At 52.3% G+C, this 20,626-nt stretch carries 18 protein-coding genes and 1 pseudogene; 2 read left to right on the forward strand and 17 right to left on the reverse strand.

Annotated elements, in window-relative coordinates; genetic code table 11:
* Positions 1 to 147 precede the first annotated feature (147 nt).
* On the reverse strand, positions 148 to 1,050 hold the full coding sequence (locus tag ACFOLF_RS00245; protein WP_210047150.1) for a helix-turn-helix domain-containing protein: 903 nt from the start codon (positions 1,048 to 1,050) through the stop codon (positions 148 to 150).
* Positions 1,051 to 1,130: 80 nt separating this feature from the next.
* Here ACFOLF_RS00245 and ACFOLF_RS00250 point away from each other — a divergent pair, with 80 nt between their 5' ends.
* The gene (locus tag ACFOLF_RS00250) at positions 1,131 to 1,961 is read left to right on the forward strand and encodes a phytanoyl-CoA dioxygenase family protein (RefSeq protein ID WP_210047149.1); all 831 of its coding nucleotides are present in this window, start codon (positions 1,131 to 1,133) and stop codon (positions 1,959 to 1,961) included.
* A gap of 169 nt (positions 1,962 to 2,130) precedes the next feature.
* On the opposite strand, the gene ACFOLF_RS00255 is transcribed toward ACFOLF_RS00250, so the two are convergent.
* The 10 genes from ACFOLF_RS00255 to ACFOLF_RS00300 form a co-directional block, all read right to left on the reverse strand.
* Positions 2,131 to 3,264 (reverse strand): glycosyltransferase WbsX family protein, encoded by a 1,134-nt coding sequence (locus ACFOLF_RS00255; RefSeq protein WP_210047148.1) that lies wholly within the window; start codon positions 3,262 to 3,264, stop codon positions 2,131 to 2,133.
* 45 nt (positions 3,265 to 3,309) lie between these two features.
* Positions 3,310 to 5,904, reverse strand: a complete 2,595-nt coding sequence (locus tag ACFOLF_RS00260) for a discoidin domain-containing protein (protein WP_210047147.1) — start codon at positions 5,902 to 5,904, stop codon at positions 3,310 to 3,312.
* Positions 5,905 to 6,125: 221 nt separating this feature from the next.
* On the reverse strand, positions 6,126 to 6,947 hold the full coding sequence (locus tag ACFOLF_RS00265; protein ID WP_210047146.1) for a carbohydrate ABC transporter permease: 822 nt from the start codon (positions 6,945 to 6,947) through the stop codon (positions 6,126 to 6,128).
* Positions 6,947 to 7,825 carry a carbohydrate ABC transporter permease gene (locus tag ACFOLF_RS00270; RefSeq protein ID WP_210047145.1) on the reverse strand — a complete coding sequence of 293 codons (879 nt, stop codon included), beginning with the start codon at positions 7,823 to 7,825 and terminating at the stop codon, positions 6,947 to 6,949. Before ACFOLF_RS00270 ends, ACFOLF_RS00265 begins: the two co-directional genes overlap by 1 nt.
* A 79-nt stretch (positions 7,826 to 7,904) precedes the next feature.
* Positions 7,905 to 9,302, reverse strand: a complete 1,398-nt coding sequence (locus tag ACFOLF_RS00275) for an ABC transporter substrate-binding protein (RefSeq protein ID WP_210047144.1) — start codon at positions 9,300 to 9,302, stop codon at positions 7,905 to 7,907.
* 90 nt (positions 9,303 to 9,392) lie between these two features.
* Positions 9,393 to 10,934 carry a response regulator transcription factor gene (locus ACFOLF_RS00280; protein ID WP_210047143.1) on the reverse strand — a complete coding sequence of 514 codons (1,542 nt, stop codon included), beginning with the start codon at positions 10,932 to 10,934 and terminating at the stop codon, positions 9,393 to 9,395.
* A 2-nt stretch (positions 10,935 to 10,936) separates the two neighbouring features.
* On the reverse strand, positions 10,937 to 12,673 hold the full coding sequence (locus ACFOLF_RS00285; protein ID WP_210047142.1) for a histidine kinase: 1,737 nt from the start codon (positions 12,671 to 12,673) through the stop codon (positions 10,937 to 10,939).
* A 425-nt stretch (positions 12,674 to 13,098) separates the two neighbouring features.
* Positions 13,099 to 13,536: an NUDIX hydrolase gene (locus tag ACFOLF_RS00290; RefSeq protein ID WP_210047141.1), complete on the reverse strand. Its 438-nt coding sequence runs from the start codon at positions 13,534 to 13,536 to the stop codon at positions 13,099 to 13,101.
* A 119-nt stretch (positions 13,537 to 13,655) separates the two neighbouring features.
* Positions 13,656 to 14,888: an RNA polymerase sigma factor gene (locus tag ACFOLF_RS00295; RefSeq protein ID WP_379114505.1), complete on the reverse strand. Its 1,233-nt coding sequence runs from the start codon at positions 14,886 to 14,888 to the stop codon at positions 13,656 to 13,658.
* Positions 14,885 to 15,235, reverse strand: coding sequence for a YciI family protein (locus tag ACFOLF_RS00300; protein WP_210047139.1), 351 nt, complete (start codon positions 15,233 to 15,235; stop codon positions 14,885 to 14,887). Before ACFOLF_RS00300 ends, ACFOLF_RS00295 begins: the two co-directional genes overlap by 4 nt.
* Before the next feature lie 180 nt (positions 15,236 to 15,415).
* On the opposite strand from ACFOLF_RS00300, the pseudogene ACFOLF_RS00305 reads away from it, so the two are divergent.
* Positions 15,416 to 15,831, forward strand: a pseudogene (locus tag ACFOLF_RS00305) (methyltransferase domain-containing protein); the annotation flags it as partial.
* Positions 15,832 to 15,843: 12 nt separating this feature from the next.
* Here ACFOLF_RS00305 and ACFOLF_RS00310 read toward each other — a convergent pair.
* The 6 genes from ACFOLF_RS00310 to ltrA all read right to left on the reverse strand — a co-directional run bounded on the left by ACFOLF_RS00310 (position 15,844) and on the right by ltrA (position 20,057).
* Positions 15,844 to 16,605, reverse strand: coding sequence for an ABC transporter permease (locus ACFOLF_RS00310; protein WP_210047138.1), 762 nt, complete (start codon positions 16,603 to 16,605; stop codon positions 15,844 to 15,846).
* Positions 16,606 to 16,607: 2 nt separating this feature from the next.
* Positions 16,608 to 17,366 (reverse strand): ABC transporter ATP-binding protein, encoded by a 759-nt coding sequence (locus ACFOLF_RS00315; RefSeq protein ID WP_210047137.1) that lies wholly within the window; start codon positions 17,364 to 17,366, stop codon positions 16,608 to 16,610.
* 15 nt (positions 17,367 to 17,381) lie between these two features.
* Positions 17,382 to 17,732 carry a DUF1048 domain-containing protein gene (locus tag ACFOLF_RS00320; RefSeq protein ID WP_210047155.1) on the reverse strand — a complete coding sequence of 117 codons (351 nt, stop codon included), beginning with the start codon at positions 17,730 to 17,732 and terminating at the stop codon, positions 17,382 to 17,384.
* 12 nt (positions 17,733 to 17,744) lie between these two features.
* Positions 17,745 to 18,092 (reverse strand): DUF1048 domain-containing protein, encoded by a 348-nt coding sequence (locus ACFOLF_RS00325; protein ID WP_210047136.1) that lies wholly within the window; start codon positions 18,090 to 18,092, stop codon positions 17,745 to 17,747.
* A complete protein-coding gene (locus ACFOLF_RS00330) occupies positions 18,089 to 18,397 on the reverse strand; it encodes a PadR family transcriptional regulator (RefSeq protein WP_379114507.1) in 309 nt (102 codons plus the stop codon). Before ACFOLF_RS00330 ends, ACFOLF_RS00325 begins: the two co-directional genes overlap by 4 nt.
* Before the next feature lie 367 nt (positions 18,398 to 18,764).
* Complete coding sequence (gene ltrA / locus ACFOLF_RS00335) at positions 18,765 to 20,057, reverse strand: group II intron reverse transcriptase/maturase (protein ID WP_379219374.1); 1,293 nt, start codon at positions 20,055 to 20,057, stop codon at positions 18,765 to 18,767.
* Positions 20,058 to 20,626 lie beyond the last annotated feature (569 nt).

Below are 20,626 nucleotides of genomic sequence, written 5' to 3' on the forward strand. Positions count from 1 at the left end.
TTTTCGTAGCCGGGACGATGTCTCTCAAAACAGGTCCCCCTCTCTCATTAGGAGCTACCTGCAGTCGCCACATCCGGCTAACCAAACGATATCGATTTCATCCTTCTTTGTTACATCGCATAGTGAAAAAAAATTGTTAAATTGCGATTAATAGACAGATGCCAATCTGCGGTATTCCCTGGGCGACAGCCCTTCTCTTTGGCGCAACAGTCGGCTGAAGTAATGAAGATCGGCATAGCCCGTCAAACCGGCAATCTCCTCGACGGAAAGAGCGGACTCCCGCAGCAGCCGTTTTGCCTCCCTTAGACGGATCGACTGCACGTATTTATTCGGCGTAAGCCCAAATGCTGCTTTGAACAGCTTCGCCAGATAATCTTCGTTCCAATTGGCACGCGCCGCCAGTGCGGCGTTTGAGCAGTCACTGCCGTAATGCTGCTCGATCCATTGGCGTAGTTCTTCCAGCATCCCCAAATGCGGCGCTTCCGTCGCCCCGGCTGATGGAACCCGCAGCAGTTCGACAACGATTTGGAGCATGTAGCCCCGAACGATCGCCTCATATCCCGATTGTCGAAGCGTAAACTCCTCGATAACCCTTTCCATGGAAGCGACAATGGAAGCCGGCGGAATCCTCACCGGCGTCTCGGAAGGCACGGCCAGTTCCTCGATCCTTGGCTCCGCACAGAACTGATCCGGTCCGGGATGCGGCTCGACGACGATAATGTCTTCGTCTCGCGCCACCTCATGCTCGTCGAAGTAATCGAAATGAATACCGAGAAAGTTTGCCTCTCTTCCCTTAAGCACCTTTATCCGATGAGGAACACCGGCACCGAAGTACACCAGTGCTCCGGTTGTGGCATGATATTCCTTGTCGTTGACATACACCTCGATATCGCCGGTCTGCACATACAGAAGTTCATGATCGTAAATCAGCCGTTCCGGATATTCCTTGCTGCGTTCGGTTATGTGACGCTGAGCCCAATGAACGCTTGGCGACAGATCCGCCGCCGTGCACTGTCTTCTTCTCGGATAAATGATTTCGGAAAAATCCAACTTTTCCCCTCCTTATTCTAAATTATACTATCATTTTCTACGTTATAGTTGGATTGATAATAAGGGAGGAGTGATTCCAAATGATCGACAATATTCAATTTGATGAAGATTTGAATCAGGCATACGTGCTGACCGAGGAACAAATCGCCTCGTATCGGCAGGATGGACATCTGCTTCTGAAAGCCGTGGCTAATCCGTCCGTGATAGATTGGTGCCGCCCCATCATCCAGTCCGAAGTGACTCGGCTAAACAAGGAAACCCGTCCGCTGTACGAACGGGATACCTATGGCAAGGCGTTCATCCAGATTAGCAACCTATGGGAATTCAGCGAGTCCGTTAGCCCGTTCGTATTTGCGCGCCGCTTCGCCCAAATTGCCGCGCAATTAATGGGCGCCTCCGGTGTTCGCATGTATCACGATCAGGCACTGTTCAAGGAACCGGGCGGCGGCCATACCCCATGGCATCAAGATCAGATTTACTGGCCGGTCGATACCGAAAATACGATCACTCTGTGGATGCCGCTGGTCGACATCCCGCAGGAGGTCGGCTCCATGCTGTTCGCATCCGGCTCCCATAAGCGCGGGTACATCAGTAAGCTGGTCATTTCCGATGAATCGCACAAGACGCTCGCCCAGTATATCGAGGCTGAGAATTTCCCGCTTGTCTCATACGGTGAGATGGCGGCCGGTGACGCGACGTTTCACGCAGGCTGGACTTTGCACAGCGCGCCCGGCAATCCGACGCCTAACACACGCGAGGTCATGACCATCATCTACGTGGCAGATCGGACGAAGGTGCTGGAGCCGGACACGAACGCGCGCAAAAGCGACCTTGCCCGTTGGTTGCCGGGCCTGAAACCGGGTGACTTGATCGACAGTCCGCTCAATCCCTTGATGTACCCGGGTAGGTGAGTAACCCAGAACGAATGGCCCGGTGCAACTGCACCGGGCCATTGTTGCAGCGAATAAATACGCCTGGGACAGCACAGCAGTTGAAATGCGCCGAACCGTATACTCGCCTTGATCGTCCAGTTTGCCTTGAACGGGCATCCTCTTTTTCATAATCTAGAAGAACCGGTTCCTACTGCCCGAATACATCCCGTATCGCTTCCAGATAAGCCATACCGTACTTGGTATCCGGCTCCAGATAACTGCCCTCCGTCCATTCGTTCCACGAATTGATTGTGAGGATCTTCGGGTTTGTAATGCCTTCATCAAGGAATGCCTTAGCCTGCTTGAGCGCCAGTCTGAATTCCTCGGGTGTATTCCCGGTCAAAATCGGTGTGAACGGATACCCAAGATGGTCGAATCGGTCGGTCTGGATCGTCCGCGGACTCGAATCCCACCCCATCGTTACATTGGGGAAATACGGAAGATCGAATTTATTCGTAAAGGTATCGAAGTCGCGGACGGACATTTCACAATATTTCGCATAGGAATAGGCTGGGAATTCCGGAATCTGATTATGGTGGATCCATACGTAAGAGGTGGCGCTGTCAAAGCCGAGCCGGTTGATCAAATCGTTCAGGTTCTCCACCTTTTGCTCGGAGGGAAGATTCGGCACTGCCCATACGATGGCATTCAAATGAAGCTCGCCCAGCCCCGCCTCCCGCACTCGCGTCCGGAACATGTCGAGCTGCCGGCGCGTTTCTTCGACACTGCTGCCGAACCCGGCAAGCAGGCTCGGCAAATCATAAATGGAGAAGTATAGCCCCCCATTCACTCGCCAGTAATAATCGCTGCGGAAATATTTTTCGATCATGTAGTTGGTTGCATCCAGGAATTCATGCCCGGATACCGAACCGGTCGTGCGTTGGTGATAGGGCCTGCAGCGGGTGGCCGGATGAATTTCCAGCCAATCGTGATTTGCCCACATCAGAGAGAATTTCAAACCGTGCGGGTTTGCCGCCTGCAAAAATCCGTCTTCAAGCGCCCTGTGCAAGTAGTGGAGGTTATCGTACCAATACCAGTCGAAGATGAAACAATCGATCCCATGCGTCGCTGCCGCTGCCATTTTGCGAGCCATTACATGCGGATCTGCTTCGTCCTCATAACCCCAGAGCGGTACTTTGGGCTGCTCGTGCCCAGGGAATCGCGGGGTTGCCGCTTTGACTAGCTCCCACTCGGTCCATCCCTTTCCATGCCACTCCTCGTTTCGTGTATCTACGTGATAATTTGGAAAATAGTACACCGCCACTTCTGCCGATTCAGCCATCTTGATTCATCCTTTCGATTCCACGATATTGATTCGCGTCCCGCACTAAAATATCAGCGGCGCCGTATTCGATATGTTTGCCTTTCTGTCGTCCAGACTCATGACGATTTTACCAGCGTCGACGCCCGACCCGGTATCCGCAACCTGAATTTGCGGCGTCAAAACATCGGCGTTCTGGTAGGATTTCGGTTCGGGTGCCGCGATCGCAATCGTCGGCGGAGTGAGATCCTGACTCAAAACCGACTGAATTTCATCGAGCCTGCTCGTATCCGGCTGACCATCGGCTCCGAGCGTGGGAATGATCCATCCGCCTTCGTCGTTTTCATTCCAGGCATACATCAGAACCGCATTCGGAAGGCTCGACGAATGATGGCTTTCATTCCAGTCCAACGCGTTTTGAAGATTATCCGCGATTTCACTCGGCGTTGCGGTTTGAGCCCAGTCGTCCAAACTGTAACTAGCCCAAGAAACGGGATTATCGATGCGCGGCCGCGGATCCCAGCCCGTCGTTACCGTAGGAATGACCTGCGCGCCGTAACCGGCCAGAATGTCCCAATTCCCATGGTCGCTTGCGATAATATCGGAATACGGCGCGCCGCCCGTAACCGGATTGACGTAGTTGCTTAGTGCGTCCCCTTGCATCTGTTTCATTACTTTTCCGTTCGCGCCCATAATGACGATATAAGGATCGGGGACACCCTGACTCTCGCATTCCGTACGCAATGTATCGACGATCACTTTATTCGAGCTCCAAACATAAACGAGCGGCCTTCCGTTTAGCACCTTCTGATAATTCGACGTTTTAAATTGCGACACCAGCCAAGGGTAATTGTTCAAGCTATAGCCGGACGCGCCCAGCATCGCGCTCCATTTCACATCATCCTTGTGCTCGCTGGAGAGATACAAGTCCCTGGCGGTTGGAGATTCGTACATGACGAATGCCCAGTAGTCGATACCCGCATTATTGGCGTATTCGATCTCTTCATCCACGATCTCCTGCGTATATTGGGGGATACTGACGGAGTCGGCTCCGGTTACGGTCGCATACCAGGGAAGTCTGAAATGGTATTCGCCTGGCGAAAGCGTCATTTGCGTCTCGGTACCCGGATTGTTGGGATCGGATGTCGCTCCCCACCAGTCCCATCTGATCGCTCCTACTATCGTCTTTTCTTGTCGGTCCGCGATATCCTGAGGAATCGGGTCGGGAAAATATTCGGAATACAAGCCCGTCGTATTAAATACTTCCACTTGGTTGATCCGCGCAACGTTCGGCTGCTGCACGTTGCCCGCCGTCATGTAAACTCTCAACTTGGAGCTGCTGACCGGGGAGAACGTATGCGAATGATGATCCGACGTATTATTGGTCACCTTGGGAAAACAATTGATCCAATTCGCTCCGTCCCAATACTGGATCTCATATTCTTTTTGTTCGTATTGGTTTTTGGTAAAAAACTCCACTCTTTGGAAGGTTACCGTTTCGCCGAAATCGATGACCACCCATTGCGGTCCTTGGGATACGTCCGCCGCCCAACCATGCCAAGAAATCGTATCTTCGGTTCCGTCCGTGACATAGGAAGGACTGTAAGCCGCGTTTTGGGTACTCGAAGCCGTTACCGTACGATTCAAAGCCAGGTTGGGGTCGTAATACGCCTCTGCTTCGACGATACGCGCCACGTCTTGTTGAACGCTGCCTTCCGTCATATAGATACGCAGCTTGGCCCCCGTAACGGTTTTAAACACATATGAATGATGGTCCGATGTATGATCACTAATCTTATTCATCAGGTTGGTCCAGCCGGTGCCGTTCCAATATTGAATTTCGTATTCTTTCAGCTCGTACCCTGTACGGGTATAAAATTCCACTCTGTTGAACGCAGTATTCGTCCCGAAGTCAATGACAACCCACTGCGGCTCCTGCGAAACGTCCGCCGCCCATTCAAGCCCGTTTGTCGTATCCGCGTTTCCATCCGTTACATAAGAAGGGCTATAGGCGCTGCCTAAAGTACTGGAAGCGGTTACCGGTTTATTCAGCGCGAGATTAACGTCGGAATCGCCCGTTTGCGGCGGCAATGGGGTCGAGCGGTCCGTATTTACCAGGCTGAAATCGTCAACGTAGATATTGGCAAGACATTCGGTGCCGCCGGTCCCGGTCTGTACATACAGCTGGGCATAATTCAGATTTCCGTTCCAGGTAAGATCTACGTTCGCCTCCAGCTTGGCATAGCTGTTGTCGTTAATAGCCACGCGGCTCGTGGTGGCATAATGATCCGACCCGTCATTGTATTTGAGGACAAGCAGCGGGCTGCACGAACCGCTTCCGAGCGGTGCCGACAGCTTCACATATGCGCTCCATTGATAGTGTCCGGCTCCGTAGCTCTCAAGGGCCTCCGTCACGTTTTGCACGGCTGTGCTCCAGTCTTTGCTTCGGTTCGAAATCATCAATGCGGAGCCGCCGGAATGAACTTGCGCCGTATCAAGAGATAACGACGCGAGCTGCGCATCCCAGCCTGTCAGGCCGTTCTCGAATCCCGGGTTGACCAGCAATTCGGGGGATTGCGTGTTTGCGGAGGCCGTCGGTCCTCCCGTCATGGAAAACATATTGAACAAGGCAAAGATTAGAATGAACATTCTTTTGAACATAATCCTCATCTCCCTTTTGCATAAATTTGTAATTGTTTTCATATCTAAATTCGCTAGCATCCCCATCATAAGATAAAAAGAAGTCAATTCCACTAGGTGCAATTGACTTCGTATTTGCTGAATTTTACTTCTTCAGTTCCAGCCAATCCGGACGAGGCATCCCTATGCTTCGGATTTTGCCGCCCGGCTGGGATCATTCCTCTCTTGTGCGCTCCTTTTCGCTAACCTTTTACGGACCCCAATACGAGACCCTTCAACATAAACCGCTGCGTGAAAATAAACAGGACGAGCAGCGGGATCATGGCCAGCACGCAGAGCGCGAACACGGGGCCATAGTTGGTCGACTGCTTGTTGTACATGAACTGGACGATCATGGGCATAAGCGTCATTTTCTCCGGAGAGTTGAGGAAAATGAGCGGCGTCACAAAATCGTTCCAGATGCCGTAAACGTTGGTGAGAATGAAAGTGCCCGTCGCCGGCAGCAGCAGCGGAAACATGAGCGTCCAGAACATGCGGAACGGGCCGCAGCCGTCGATACCCGCCGATTCCTCCAGCTCGCGCGGAATCGATTTCGTGAACGCGGAATACAGGAACGTAGCGAACGGAATGAATCCGGCTGTGTACAAGATGACAAGCACGGTCCGCGTATTCCCGAGCTGCAGCGCGTTTACCAGCTTGAACAGCGGAATGAGCGATCCGACGGTCGGGATGATCATGCCGGTCATGAACAATAGAAACACGTAGTGGAACAGCCTGTCGCTGCGCCGGGCAAGCGTATAGCCGGCCATGGACGCGATCACGATGGTCAATCCGAGCGCCCCGACCGTAACGATGGCCGAATTGGCCAAACTGCGGAAAAAGTCGCCGTGCAGCGCCTTGCTATAATAGTCGAGATACAGCCGGTCCGGCAGCGTAAGCGGCTTGTAGAAAATGCCCGGATGCTTGACGGACATCTGAAGCAAATACAGAATCGGAAATAAAAACAGCAGCCCGACGACGATAAGGACAATCTCCGTCGGCAGGGAAGCCCGTTTGCGTTCCATCAGAGCTCCACCTCCCGTTTGCGCGTAATGGACAGCTGGACGACAGAGACCGCAATGATCGCCACCGCGAGGAAAATACCGCCCGCCGTCGCGTACCCGTAATTGTTTTCCCTGAAGGCGGCGTTATAGACGGCCAGGAACATCGTGTAGGAAGACGTGCCGGGACCGCCGTTGGTCATAATATACGGCAGGTCGAACAGCTTCAGCGCGCCGACCACCGTCAGGAACAACACGATGGTCACGGTAGGCATCAGCATCGGCAAAGTAATATTCCGGAACAGGGTGAGGCCTCTTGCTCCTTCCAGCTCGGCCGCCTCGTACATATCCGGCGGGATCGACTGGAGGCCAGCCAGATAGATGACGGCACAGAATCCGATCGCCTGCCATTGCGAGAGCAGGATGATCGTCGGGAAGGACGTCTTGAGCGTGCCGAGCCAGTCCTCGGTCCACGATTCGAGTCCGAGCCGATTCAAAATTTCGTTGAAGAAGCCGTCAAACTGCAGCAGCTGCCCCCACACAACGGAAGCGACGACGAGGCTGATGATGACAGGGAAATAGATCGCCGTGCGGATAAAAGCGCCCGTCCGAAACCGTTTGTTGATCAGCACCGCAACGAGCAGCGCCAGCGGGTTTTGGACGACAATTCCGAAGACAGCCATCTTGAGTGAATTTTTCAGGCCGTCGGTCATGTGCGGATCGGTGAACAGATTGACATAATTGTCCCATCCGATGAATTCCGGCTTGCCGCTGCCGTTCCAGCGGGTGAACGAGTAATAGACGCTTTCGAGGAACGGATAATAGAAGAAAAGTAGAAATACGACAAGCGCCGGGAGCAAAAACAGGACGCCCGTCCAATACTGCCTGCGGTTGAGATTCATGGTAGCGGCTCCTTTCCGAAGATGAAACGCGTCCAGCCGCTGTGCGGCTGGACGCGGGTACGTGCCGTAAGGTCGATCACTACGGAAGCACTACGGTCGCCTTGTCTTTCTCGAAAGCGTCTTGGACAGCCTTCAAATCGGAAGGATTGAACGGTGCGCCGGATATAACCTTCGTGACAAGATCCGTCATCGCAGTGGCAGCGCTTGCCGGAATAAAGTCTTCAAATCTGTTGGCAAATGAGGATTTATCCACATACTGTTTCACGGCATCCATGACCGGATCGTCAAACTGGACCTGCACGTCCGTGAAGTAAGGCAGTGAGCCCTCGCCTGCGAGCCATGGCGCCAGAACTTCCTGCGTCGTCATAAGATTGACAAGCGCCTTGGACTCGGGGACCAGCTTCGTCTTGGCGTTGATCGCCAGGCTTGCGTTGGTGCCGACCGGAATTTGGGTATTGCCTTTGTCGTCCATGAACGGGAAGAACCCGATCTGGAACGGCTTGTAGCTGCCTTTCTCAATATTGTCCTTGTTTGCGCCGGGCATCCAGGGCCCCTGTACGATCATCCCAGCGTCGCCGGAAGCGAACAGTTGAGCGGAAGCCGGCCAATCGATGCTGAGCGCGTTTTTGTTGAAATAGTCTTTTTCCTTCATCGTTTGAAGATTTTTATAGACCGCCTGGATCGCCGGATCGTCCGCTTTGATCACGCCGTCGTACATCTTTTTGCCGTATTCGGGATCGCTTGCAAACCCGTAGGATTGGATCCACAACGACATGAACAACTGCGCCGTCCAGGCGTCTTTGAATCCGAGCGCAATCGGCGTTTTGCCGGCCGCCTTCAGCTTCTCGCAGACGTCCATAAATTCCTGCACCGTTGTCGGCGGCTTCAGACCGAGTTCGTTGAACATGTCCGCGTTGTACCATACGCCCCCGGCCGGGGTGCTTCCGAGCGGCACGCCGAGTAGTTGGCCTTCATACAAGACGGCAGGAGATTTCTTGCCGGCATCCGACAGGCGGCCGACCCACGGCTCGTTCGAAAGGTCCATGAAATTGCCGGCTTTGAACCAGTCCTTCTTCTGGAAGAAAGTGACGTCGGGTGCCGAATCGGAAGCAAACTGCGCCTTCAGCTTGTCGAAATAGGTGGCGCCGAGCGTAATATCCCACTGAATTTTGGCGTTGGGATAAACCTTCTTGTAGCCCTCTTCAACCGCTTTCATGAAATCCTGTTGGTATGGGCGGTCGTCGAGGAACCAGGAGCCGATGCGGATCGTAAACGCCTTGTCCTTCGAAGCGTCTGCGGCTTCTCCGCCCGCCGCATCGTTCGCCGCTTCGTCCGTAGCGTTGTTCTCCGTGTTGTTCGCCGCCGCGCCCCCATTGTCGGCATTGCCTGAGTTCCCCGAGTTCCCCTCGCCGCACGCCGCCAGCACAAGCATCAGACAAAGCACGGCAAGCAATGATATGATTGCATTCTTCCTCAATGTGAGCACCCCTTCTTGACGCATTATCGCTTACATTTCCATGTTAGCCTGGATGGGGGGAATGTTCGATGGCTGGGTTTTGGTTTTTCTTTATTGCAATTTACCGCCGGACTGGCGCTTGTATTCGCTCGGAGTGCATCCCGCCATTTTCTTGAAGAGCATGCTGAAGTGGGCCGAATCCTTGAAGCCGACGGCATAAGCGATCTCGTAAGCCTTGAGGTCGTCTTTCAACAGCTTGACCTTGGCCGCCTCTATGCGGCATTCCCAAAGCATATCCGTAAAATTAACGCCCGTTTCTTTCTTGATCAGACGGCTCAGATAGGAATAATTCACGTTCAGCCGTTTGGCCAGTGTTTGCAGCGTGAGCTCGGACGCATACTCCCGGTCGATGATCTGCTTGGTTTCCGCGACGAGCCGCTTTGGAGACTGCGACAGAAGGCGACGGATTTCTTCCGCGTTATCCAGCAGATAACGTTCAAGCGATTTCATCATATCCGTCAGGATCAAACTGGAAAGCATCGTTTCCCGGATTTCGACCGCCGTTCGGGCGTCCGGCTCGATGCCAAACTCAAGCAGCACGTCCTCCGATCGTTCAACCATCCCGATGCAGAAATGCTGGATGTCCTTTCGGCTCGCGCCGACGGACAGCATGCGGCGGTAAGCGGCGGAAATCGAATCGCGGATGCCGTCCGTTTCTCCGGTGCGCAGCAGCTCTGCCACCCGGTTGACCGATGAGAGAGACTCTTTCTCCTTCTCGCTGACGATCGTCTCGATCGCATCGAAGGCGAGCACCGTTTTTTTGCCGAGCAGCATGCGATAGTCCATGCAAACGCCGGTTTGCCCGATGGCCTCCGGAAGCTTGAGAAAGGAAGCCATCGTCCGGCTGATGCCGACCGAAACGCTCGGTCCTTCCTGAGACTCGCACGCTTCGATCATTCGTTTCGCGAATTCGATGCTCCGGGATGCATTTGTTTCCGAATCCGACCGGCATGGCAGAAGCACGTAGACCCCGCTGGAGGCTTCCGACATCCAGGCCGTCGTTCCCTCCCGTTTCGAAACGGTCTCAAGCGCCTTACGAACCTGCTTCAGCGCAAACGGATTTCGCGAATATTGCAGACCGTGCACATGATCCAGCTCAGCATAAAGCAATACAAAGTTTCCGTCTTCGATTCCGCGGTCCCGCAGCCATTCCCGCTTCCGTTCCGCGCATAGCGTTTCGCCGCCGATTGCCGTAAAGAAAGAATCCCGCTCCAGCCAATCGTCGCGCTCCTTTGTTCGCAGCTGCTCCACCGCACTCACGATGTCCTCCGGCCTGAACGGCTTCGTAATAAAATCGGCGGCGCCCAGACGGACCGCTTGTCTCGCATACTCGAATTCATGATGCGCGGTAAGGAAAATAATCGGCAGATCGGGACGCGTCGCCCGGACCGCCTCGGCCAGCGCGATGCCGTCCATTACGGGCATGCGAATGTCGGTCAACAGTACGTCGGGACTCGTTCTCTCCATCAGTCCCAGCGCCTCCTCCCCGTTGGCGGCTGTCCCGACGACCGTGCACCTTGCCTCTTCCCATTGCGGTAATCCCGCCAAATAGTCGCGGATTTCGGACTCGTCGTCAACGATAAGTATGCGCATCTCTATTCCTCTCCCGTCTCGCTCCAAAGTTGGATCGGCATTTTCAGCGTGACCGTTACCGTTCCTTCCGCGTCCCGGCTGAGCTTGGCACCGTATACATTGCCGAAATGATGGCGTAGCCTCATATTCACATTTTCCAGACCGGAACCCAAACCTTTCTTGTCCGGTCGACCGGGACCCGGGCTGCGATCCGATTCAGCGGGCGGAGCCGGGTTTCGGATTTCGACCACAAGCATATAATCTTCTTCTTTCGCCTCGATCTCGATGCGGCCGCCATCCGGCAGACGGTCGATGCCATGGATCACCGCATTCTCGATGAGCGGCTGCAGCACCAGCTTCGGCACCACGGCCTGCCGGAGCATGTCCGGCAGAACGATGGTGTGTTGCATCCGCCCGCCGAACCGGTATCGATGAATCTGCAAGTACTTTTCCGCGAATTCGAATTCCGTCTCCAGAGATACGAACTTTCCGCCCGGCATGATGGAGAACCGGAAAATGCTTGACAGCTTCTGCACGATATCGGGCACGTACCTCGCCTTGCCGGGGTTCTGCGACATGATGCTGATGTATTCCAGCGTGTTGTACAGGAAATGCGGATTGATGTACATGCGGATCGCTTTCAGCTCGGCCTCCCTCACAAGAAGCTCGTTCTTGTAGTTTTTGTCGATCAAGTCCTTCGTCCGCAGCACGAGCCGATTATAGCCGTGACAGAGCATCGCGATTTCGTCCCTCGTAACGACGTCCTGTATGAGCTGGTATTCCTCCTTCTCCGCCCGGCGCATCAGCCGGGTAAGACGCTGGATCGGATCGGTTACTTGCTTGAGTATCAAATACGTCACTACCAGGACGGCCAGCCACGCCACGAATGTGAGCGAAGCGGAAAACAGCGCCTGCTTTTCCACAATCTCGTCCGTGCCCGGCGTTGCCAGAAAAATGTAGCGGAAGTCGGCATACTGTGACTTCTGCCGAATAAGCAGCTGCCTTGACGGTCCCCGCACATCCAGCACGCTTCCGATTTCGCCCGGATCAGAGGCGGAGAGGACGATGTTGTCCGAACTGGTGATGAAGAACGTACCGGGCGCAAATCCGGCATAGGCGTTCTGCAGACCCGAGGGGAGCAGCGTGACGACGATCTGCCCAAGCAATTTATCGGTATCGAGCTCCTTATCGACCCCGAAAATTTTCATATCGCAAGCCATCCGTCCATCATCAGTAAAAAAAGCCCATTCGGGCATTCGTTCGAATTCGAAAGGCAAGAGGCGATAGGCGGAAGGGTACTGCAGCATAAGGCTGCCGTCGATACCGACGACCAGATCGTCCGGCGTGATCAAATACATGTTGTCCACGAATGGACCGATGGTTCTCTTCATTTCAACCAGTTCGACCTGCAGTACATCCTTTACGCTTTCGAGCAAGTTGGACCGGTTATCGTCGTTCGTCGCGTTAGCATCGGTCTGTTGATACAGCTTCAAGTAGGATTGGATCGTATTCCGTTCGCCCACCTCCAGCATCCTCTTCTTGATCGCAAGAAGAGGGGCGTCAATTGCTGTCGCAGCCGCACCAAGCTCCTGCTGGGCGTTCTCCGTCGCTTTCTTGCCAATCAATTGGCTGGAACGGTAGTAGAAGGTGGTGCTGACGACGATCAGCGGAACAAGCGTAAGCAGGGAGTAGATGATGAGCATTTTGTAGAAAAGCCTTGAACGGATCGAGTTGACGAAATCGAACATAAAGTTTGCCATGTCGCAGGCCCCCACAACGATATCTATATGCCGATTATACTACAACCGCTGAGCTGTCCCTTTGCTCCGTTTGATCATTTCTTTGCTGCATTTGACACGGCGGAGCCAAAAGGCCCAACCTTAGGAACTTATTATGTATTTTCATGATTGTATCTATTGCAGGTAACTCCAGTCATAGTTGAAAATTCAACTTGATTATATCCATTTATTTATCTTATCCGTAACGTTCTCCCAATGTGGACGAGTTGATGAATATAAGAAAATCCCGATAAAGCCCCTGATTTCCAGATATAAACTTTATTTAGAATAAGGCGATTTGTTGCGCATAACTGCCCGTAAGCGTAACGAAAAAGGAGCAGCTGCGGCTGGCAAACTGCTCCAAGATGCGTTGAACTATTGTGCTTCGTTCGTTAAAGAAACAAATATTAAGATTTATGAACAACAGTTCCCCTAAAGATATAGGGGGCTGACCATTCTTTAATCTCCCCCTTTAATTCACTAGGTATATGCATGTGCGTTTCTGCTATTTGGGGTTTCAGCCAAGTAACTTCCTCAATCTCCTCTGGAAATAAAATTGTTATTTCCCCATCCACTATCCTTCCTCTAAAAGTAAAGAAAATAACGTGATGTCCATTTTCCTCAAAAAACGCTTCACTCACTGTTAAGATACCATCTAATTCAACGTCTAATCCTGTTTCTTCTTTAACTTCCCGAATAGCAGCCTGTTGTAATGTTTCGCCCTGTTCCACCGCTCCTCCAGGGAGTGTGTAGTATGAAGCTTTATCTCCTTTATTTTTTACCATCAATATATTCTCGCCAATCTCATCGTAGAGAAGTACATATGCAACATCTACTCTTTTCATATAATCCTGACCCCTTTGACGTATTAATTTCCATATAAATATTCGTCTAATGACTTTATTATCCTGCCAAATTGAAGAAGCGGCAAGCGTGAAGTCTGCCTGACATTCAAACGAAACAGTTAACATTCGACGGATTGCTTCTCCAGAAACGCTCGAATGGATGGATCCGTGCACAGTCCGATGGCCCGGCTGTATGCAGCGCGAGCCTCCTCGAATCTCTTCATCTTTTTGAACAAATGGGCGCGCAGCGCCCAATAAGGCTGATAGCTCTTAACCGCTTCTGCCGGTATTTCAGCCAACAGCGCCATCCCGGATTCGGTGCCGCGCGCTTCGGCAACAGCTGCCGCGCGGCCGACAATTGCGCCGATCGTTGGAGCGATGCCCACCAGCCCCTCGTACAGAAGAGCAATCTCTTCCCATTCCGTACGGTTAGTCCAGGCACGCTGGGCATGTACGGATTGAATCGCCGCTTCAAGCTGGAACCGCCCGATGCGCTTCCCTTGAGCGGCAGTGCGAAGGCAATGCTCCGCTTCCTCGATCATCCCGATCGACCAACGTGAATGATCCTGTTCGGATATTGGCACATAGCCGCCTGCCTCCTCGCGCCGCACATGGCGGCGCGCTTCGCAGTGCAGCATAAGAGCCAGCAATCCGAGCGCTTCCGGTTCCCCCGGCATGAATCGCACAATCAGCCTTCCCATGAAAATCGCTTCTTCAGCCAGACCCTTCCGGCGCGGATCTATGCCGGCTATATCATCCCAGCCGCTTCCATAGGCTGCATAGACGGCTTCAAGCACGGCATCAAGGCGCTCCGGCCATTCATCCTTACCGGGCAAGTCGAATCTAATGCCATCGCTCTTCAGCTTAGCTTTAGCCCGGGTAAGGCGCTGCCCCATCGTAGCAGGTTTAACGACAAAAGCCGAAGCAATGCGGGCCGCGTCAAGACCAAGCACGGACTGGAGCATAAGCGGCGTGCGCACAGCAGGATCGATTCCGGGATGAGCGCAAATAAACAGCATCTTGATCCGTTCATCCGGGAAAGATGTCTCGGTTCCGGCCCATTGCTGTGCGTCTTCTGCCATTGTGATCAAAGCTTGCTCCGCACCGGTTTGCACCCGGGCATGCCGGGTGCCGTCGATCAGCCGACGCCGCGCAGCGGTGAGCAGCCATGCCTCTGGTTTGTCCGGCACTCCGGTCGCAGGCCATTTTTCCAGCGCGGCCAGAAAGGCGTCTGCAAGCGCATCCTCCGCCGCGGCCAGGTCGCGCCAACGAACAGCCAGAAATGCAACCAGACGGCCGTAGGATTCACGGGCCGTCTGTTCGATTATTTGGTGAGTTTGCATGGCGCTCATTTCGAAATCGGATGCAAGTTGGGGCGAACTTCAACCGAGCTGCCGGGACAACGTGCCGCCCATTCCAATGCGGTGTCCAAATCTGGCACGTCGATGATCATCAAACCGCCGATTTGCTCCTTGGTTTCGGTGATCGGGCCATCCTGAACCAGCAATTCACCACCCCTGAGGCTAAGCGTGGTCGCGGTCTCCGGGGGATGGAGACCTGCACCGCTTACAACAATGCCGGAATCGAGCAACGCTGTGACATAATGAGCCCAGCTTGCGGCATACGCCTCCTTGTGAACCGGATCGGTTCGTTTGGCGAAATCCTCTGTCGTTTCATACATTAACAATGTGTAATTCATGGTTATTGCTCCTCTCAACGTTCATAGTGGGTTGTTTCACGACGTCTTCACAATAATGACGAGTCAGATGTATGGATTTCTACATCATGTGAAAATATTATTTTTTGACGACGGGTAAAGCTACTCATGGCCATCTCAAAACCCATACTATCCAGGTAATAGCAGCCGCCGGCAACTTGACCAGTGGATTATTTTGACTTTGTTTATTCGATTTATGCCATAGACTGGACCACCGACCTTGAGGGTGCTTTTTGCCGGATCGCTTCCTACCTTAAAAAAGACGGTGTATTTATTTTCAGTTGGTCTCACCCTATACACTTGTTGCAGAAAATAATATGCTTGCTTTTAAAAAATGTTATTTCGATGAATCTTGGTATTCGGTATCTCTTGATGAAGGTGCGCTAACATTATCGGACCGTAAACTATCAACCTATGTGAATGCGTTGGCAAAAGCGGGATTTGTAATTGAGCAAATGATTGAGCAATCTGATGATGAAATTATGCAATTGCGAGACGATAACAGCGATTTTGCAATAAAAGCAAAGATGCTTCCTGTAACTTTTGTAGTCAAAGCAAGAAAACTAAAAACATTATAATGCATACAAACATTAAGCTGCATTCTGTTTATATGCGCGCACCGCAAATAGATATGCGACGATCATTATCCCTAAGCACCACGCTAAAGCGACCCAGATATCATTGCCTACCGGTTGACTTGACAATAGTGCACGGATGGTTTCTACGATAGAGGTCACCGGCTGGTTTTCGGCAAAAGCACGAACGACTTTCGGCATCGAGTCGGTCGGCACAAAGGCCGAGCTGATAAACGGCAGGAAGATAAGCGGATAGGAAAATGCGCTTGCACCTTCCACTGATTTCCCGGACAATCCGGCAATCGCCGCAACCCAAGTCAAAGCCAGCGTAAACAGCACGAGTATACCGGTTACGGCGAGCCATGGCAGGACCCCTGCCGACGAGCGAAAGCCCATAATGAGCGCTACGAGAATGATGACGACAAGAGAAATGACGTTGGATACCAGCGAGGTCAGCACGTGCCCCCACAGCACGGCGGAACGCGCAATCGGCATGGAGTGGAACCGCTCAATGATGCCCCGTTGCTTATCCATAAACAGGCGGTAAGCCGTATAGGATATACCGCTTGCAATCGCAATCAGCAGGATACCGGGCAACAGGTAGTTCACATAGTTATCCGTACCGGTTTGAATGGCGCCGCCAAACACATAGACGAACAGCAGCATCATCGCAATCGGCGTGATGCAGACCGTGATGATGGTGTCCATGCTGCGGAAAATATGACGCATGGAACGTCCAAGCATCACGCTCATGTCGCTGAAAAAGTATTTATTCATGGTTACTTTCCCTCCTTTTTACCGATGATTGCGAGGAAGATCTCCTCCAATGAAGGTTGTTTTTCCACATACTCCACTTTTGCGGGCGGGAACAGCTTTTTCAGTTCCTCAAGCGTTCCATTGGCAATAATCCTACCCTCATGCAAAATGGAAATTCGATCGGCAAGTTGTTCAGCCTCATCCAAATACTGAGTGGTCAGGAATACCGTTGTGCCACCCTTGGCAAGCTCTTTGACAGTCTTCCAAACCTCGATGCGCGCCTCGGGGTCAAGCCCGGTGGTCGGCTCGTCGAGGAAAATGATCTGCGGTTTTCCGATCAGGCTTAAGGCGATGTCGAGCCTGCGGCGCATACCACCCGAATAAGTAGATGCCTTTCGGTCCGCGGCATCTGTCAAGCCGAAGCGTTTAAGCATATCGTCCGCAACCTGACGCGGATTTTTAAGGTGCCGCAGTTTGGCGATCAAAATAAGATTCTCCCGCCCGGTCAATATCTCGTCCACGGCGGCAAATTGCCCGGTCAGACTGATCGCATGCCGCACATGGTCGGGTTTTGACGCGACGTCAAATCCGTTTACGGTGGCGGTGCCTCCGTCCTGTTTGAGCAGCGTGGTGAGGATTCTGACAATCGTCGTCTTGCCCGCGCCGTTGGAGCCAAGCAAGGCGAAAATCTCACCTCGCTTCACTTCAAAATCCACGCCCTTTAGCACTTCTGTGTCCTTGAAAGACTTTCGCAGACCTTTCACTTCAATTGCTTTTTCCATCCCTATATCCCCCTTTTACTTTTTTTTATCCGTAACCTTTTTCATGGTCTTGTTACCTTCTTGGTCAACAGATGCTTGATAGATGTCAGCGTAAGTTTTTGAATCTTTGATTAGATCGTCGCAGAAAGCCGCTACGTCACTGCCCGTCACTTCGAGCACGCCTTTCCCCAAGGCCGCGCCCTCTTCAAAAAGATCGATAATCCCCGAGAGCAAACCAGTCCCGTCGGTTAGCTCAACAGGGCCGACCTTAAAAAGATATTTCTGAATCTCTTTATAAACAATTTGATAATCTTGCGGGAGCGCCTTGACACGCGCCATGTGCGCTCGCCACTCTTTTTTGCCTTCGATGATATCTTGTATTCTCATCATTTTACCCTCCTATTTACCTAATTTTTTAGCGATATTATTGTTGAGTTGCTCGCGCCACTTGTCGCGAAAAGACTTTGCCCCTTCTTCGCCGGCCAGCGCTGAACAGAAGCCTTTGATATCGTCACCCAAAACCTCTTGGACACTCTGACCGTCCGCCGCCGTTTCTTCGAACAGACCAAGCACACCGTCAAGAATTGGCATGAGGTTGCGACCGGAGAAATCGGAGTAGTGCCAAATGTTGGCCCAAACTTCTCCCCATGCCGCTTGATAATCAGCCGGCAGCTTTTTGACTCGCGATTCAAAAGATTTCAATTCTTTAGTCATGTCGCTGCCAGTGATCTTTTCCCAAAAATTCATGATTTTTTCTCCTTTAACTCGTTAATTTTTGATGATACGAACTCCCATTTTTCCCAGAACCTCCGCAGCTCCTCGCGCCCAGCGTCGTTGATCGCGAAGAACTTTCGCGGCGGACCCATGTCGGAGGGCTTCTTGGTGATCTCCACCAGCTTGTTTTTTTCAAGCCGGATCAGGATGGTGTACACCGTTCCCTCCACAACATCTGTAAAGCCGAGGGCGTTCAGCCGCCGCGTAATTTCGTAGCCGTAAGTTTCTTTGCGGCTTATAATTTCAAGGACACAGCCCTCAAGCGCCCCTTTGAGCATTTCCGTTAGATTTTCCAGCACAATCACCCCTTGCTATTCTGCATCACTGGTATGAAGTGGTACTTACTACTGCTATAAAGTAACACGCAGTAGTTTATTTGTCAATAGCATTTGCTGATACGGATTTTACATTTTCATTAATCTGCCCGTTAGCCACCCATGCCCTCTCGTGTTTCCTTTCTCAGCAAATAGTTGGAGACCATTCAAGCACAATATTAGACGAATGGGAGGAGAAGTTGTTGCGTTAATCTGCCAGTTACTTCAACTAGAGTAAGGGACTGAATAATTTCAGCCCCTCCTCATCAAACCGTACGTGAGGTTTTCCCTCATACGGCTTTCCGATGTTCGTCATTCATGTGCATGCGATTTACGCAAGCGCCTTTAATCTATGCATGTGGCTAAGCAACTTCACTTCTTGTCCGGAACTGCGCCAGTTGCTACGCTGGCGCTTCTTAGCGTACCACTTCGTTAGCCGTTGCCGAATGTACCAATCTAGCTTCGTCATCCACTTCGTGCTGTACGGCGTCGCATAATAGTTCTTCCAGCCTTGTATTCTCAGGTTGAGCCATCTCACGTGTTCTTCGAACGAAACGTGCCGCATCTTAGGCGGAGCGAGTCGTTCTTTTACGACTTCCCGTACATGCTTCTCTGCTTTTACGCAGAGCCATTGTTGGGTCGTGTAATACACACGTTTCTGTCCCGTTTCCGCTTTTGTCTTCCGGTGGTGCATGCCGAGGAAGTCAAAGCCTTCTTCTCCCGTCCATAGCCCCACAATCCGCGTTTTCTCCGGATGCAAGGTCAGTTCCAATCGCGCCATAATCGTTTGTATAAGCTTACACGCATGTTGCGCGTCCTTCCTTGTCTTGCATACCACGACGAAATCGTCTGCATACCGCGTCAATTCTCCGACCCCTTTGCCATGTTTCTCCCACAATAGATCGAAGTAGTTCAGGTAGATGTTCGCAAGTAACGGCGATATCACGCCGCCTTGCGGCGTGCCAAGGTCGGTCCGTCTTACTTGCCCTTCCTCCATCACGCCTGCTCCGAGCCATTGCCGGATCAGCTTGAGTATACGTCTGTCGCTGATTCTCATTTCCACCAGCTTCATCCGTTTCTCTTGGTTCATGTTGTCGAAGTAGCCTTGGATGTCCACGTCGACCACCCAATTGCCTTTACGGTTGCATGCTTTGCGGATTCGCTCGAGCGCTTGTTTTGCGCCGCGCTTTGGTCGAAAGCCATACGAGCATTCCTGAAAATCGGCTTCAAAGATCGGTTCGACAATCCGTTTCGTTGCCATTTGTACGACGCGGTCTCTCACCGTCGGAATGCCCAGCGGACGTTTTCGTCCATCTTTCTTCGGAATGTAGTGGCGACGAACGGGCTGGGGACGGTAGCTATTCTTCAACAGTTGTTCTTGGCATTGTGCGACGAATTGATCTTCACCTATCTTTGCAATATCAGCCATGGTCTCACCGTCTACGCCTGCCGCACCCTTATTTGCCCTCACTCTTCGCCACGCTTCCTGAAGGACATCCAGTCGATGAACCTTGTCGTACAGTGCATGAAATTTTCTACGCTTGCTGATCTTGGCAGCATGACCTAGCTTCTCTTGGAGTTGTTGAACTTTTTCCCTAGGTGTCGTTAGCCATTTGGCAATCACTCACTCGTACCTCCTTGAAAAGCTTGAACAAAGCAGGGCGCCTTCCCTCCCGCAGGTTGTGTTGTCCTGCATTCTTCGGTACTATGCACCCCTCGGACTCCCTTCCTGCAGATGGCTCACTTCGTCTTTTTGACTTATAGAGTCTCTCGCTACGAAAAAAAAACTTTCGTGCAGGGGAGGGTCTCCCCAGTTCACTGCATTATCTTTCCTACCATGCCGATCCCATTACACCGGGAGATCCTTCGCTGTTGTTCCAAGTTCTGCACAGCTTCCTTGGCCTTCGTCTACGTTTGCAAGACTCGGCTTCCCCTTTTTCCTCTCGCGAGGCCTTTTTGACGATGCGGCAGGATTCACTTCATGTTACGGCCTGGTATGTTGCTCGCCTTGTCTCCGACAAGTACTTTGTCGATGCGCTTTTACGCACAGATTTCGCCATGCGCAAGCATCCTAGCTACAAGGGTGGCTTGGTCCCTCCCTTGGTTGGACTTTCACCAACTAGATAATGCGTGCTTCTGGGCACGCCAAACAAAAAAGGAGCTGCCGCGTGGCAAGCTCCTCACTAACGTAAT

The organism is Paenibacillus sepulcri (genome assembly GCF_042647105.1).
GTDB lineage: Bacteria > Bacillota > Bacilli > Paenibacillales > Paenibacillaceae > Paenibacillus_Z > Paenibacillus_Z sepulcri.

Excerpts from the sequence above, each read along its gene's own strand:
- ACFOLF_RS00320 (WP_210047155.1), bottom strand. The coding sequence starts at position 17,732 with ATGAGAATACAAGATATCATCGAAGGCAAAAAAGAGTGGCGAGCGCAC.
- ACFOLF_RS00255 (WP_210047148.1), bottom strand. The coding sequence starts at position 3,264 with ATGGCTGAATCGGCAGAAGTGGCGGTGTACTATTTTCCAAATTATCAC.
- ACFOLF_RS00270 (WP_210047145.1), bottom strand. The coding sequence starts at position 7,825 with ATGAATCTCAACCGCAGGCAGTATTGGACGGGCGTCCTGTTTTTGCTC.
- ACFOLF_RS00290 (WP_210047141.1), bottom strand. The coding sequence starts at position 13,536 with ATGAAAAGAGTAGATGTTGCATATGTACTTCTCTACGATGAGATTGGC.
- ACFOLF_RS00315 (WP_210047137.1), bottom strand. The coding sequence starts at position 17,366 with ATGGAAAAAGCAATTGAAGTGAAAGGTCTGCGAAAGTCTTTCAAGGAC.
- ACFOLF_RS00330 (WP_379114507.1), bottom strand. The coding sequence starts at position 18,397 with ATGCTCAAAGGGGCGCTTGAGGGCTGTGTCCTTGAAATTATAAGCCGC.
- ACFOLF_RS00250 (WP_210047149.1), top strand. The coding sequence starts at position 1,131 with ATGATCGACAATATTCAATTTGATGAAGATTTGAATCAGGCATACGTG.
- ACFOLF_RS00295 (WP_379114505.1), bottom strand. The coding sequence starts at position 14,888 with ATGAGCGCCATGCAAACTCACCAAATAATCGAACAGACGGCCCGTGAA.
- ACFOLF_RS00310 (WP_210047138.1), bottom strand. The coding sequence starts at position 16,605 with ATGAATAAATACTTTTTCAGCGACATGAGCGTGATGCTTGGACGTTCC.
- ACFOLF_RS00265 (WP_210047146.1), bottom strand. The coding sequence starts at position 6,947 with ATGGAACGCAAACGGGCTTCCCTGCCGACGGAGATTGTCCTTATCGTC.
- ACFOLF_RS00280 (WP_210047143.1), bottom strand. The coding sequence starts at position 10,934 with ATGCGCATACTTATCGTTGACGACGAGTCCGAAATCCGCGACTATTTG.
- ACFOLF_RS00260 (WP_210047147.1), bottom strand. The coding sequence starts at position 5,904 with ATGTTCAAAAGAATGTTCATTCTAATCTTTGCCTTGTTCAATATGTTT.
- ACFOLF_RS00285 (WP_210047142.1), bottom strand. The coding sequence starts at position 12,673 with ATGGCAAACTTTATGTTCGATTTCGTCAACTCGATCCGTTCAAGGCTT.
- ACFOLF_RS00325 (WP_210047136.1), bottom strand. The coding sequence starts at position 18,092 with ATGAATTTTTGGGAAAAGATCACTGGCAGCGACATGACTAAAGAATTG.
- ACFOLF_RS00300 (WP_210047139.1), bottom strand. The coding sequence starts at position 15,235 with ATGAATTACACATTGTTAATGTATGAAACGACAGAGGATTTCGCCAAA.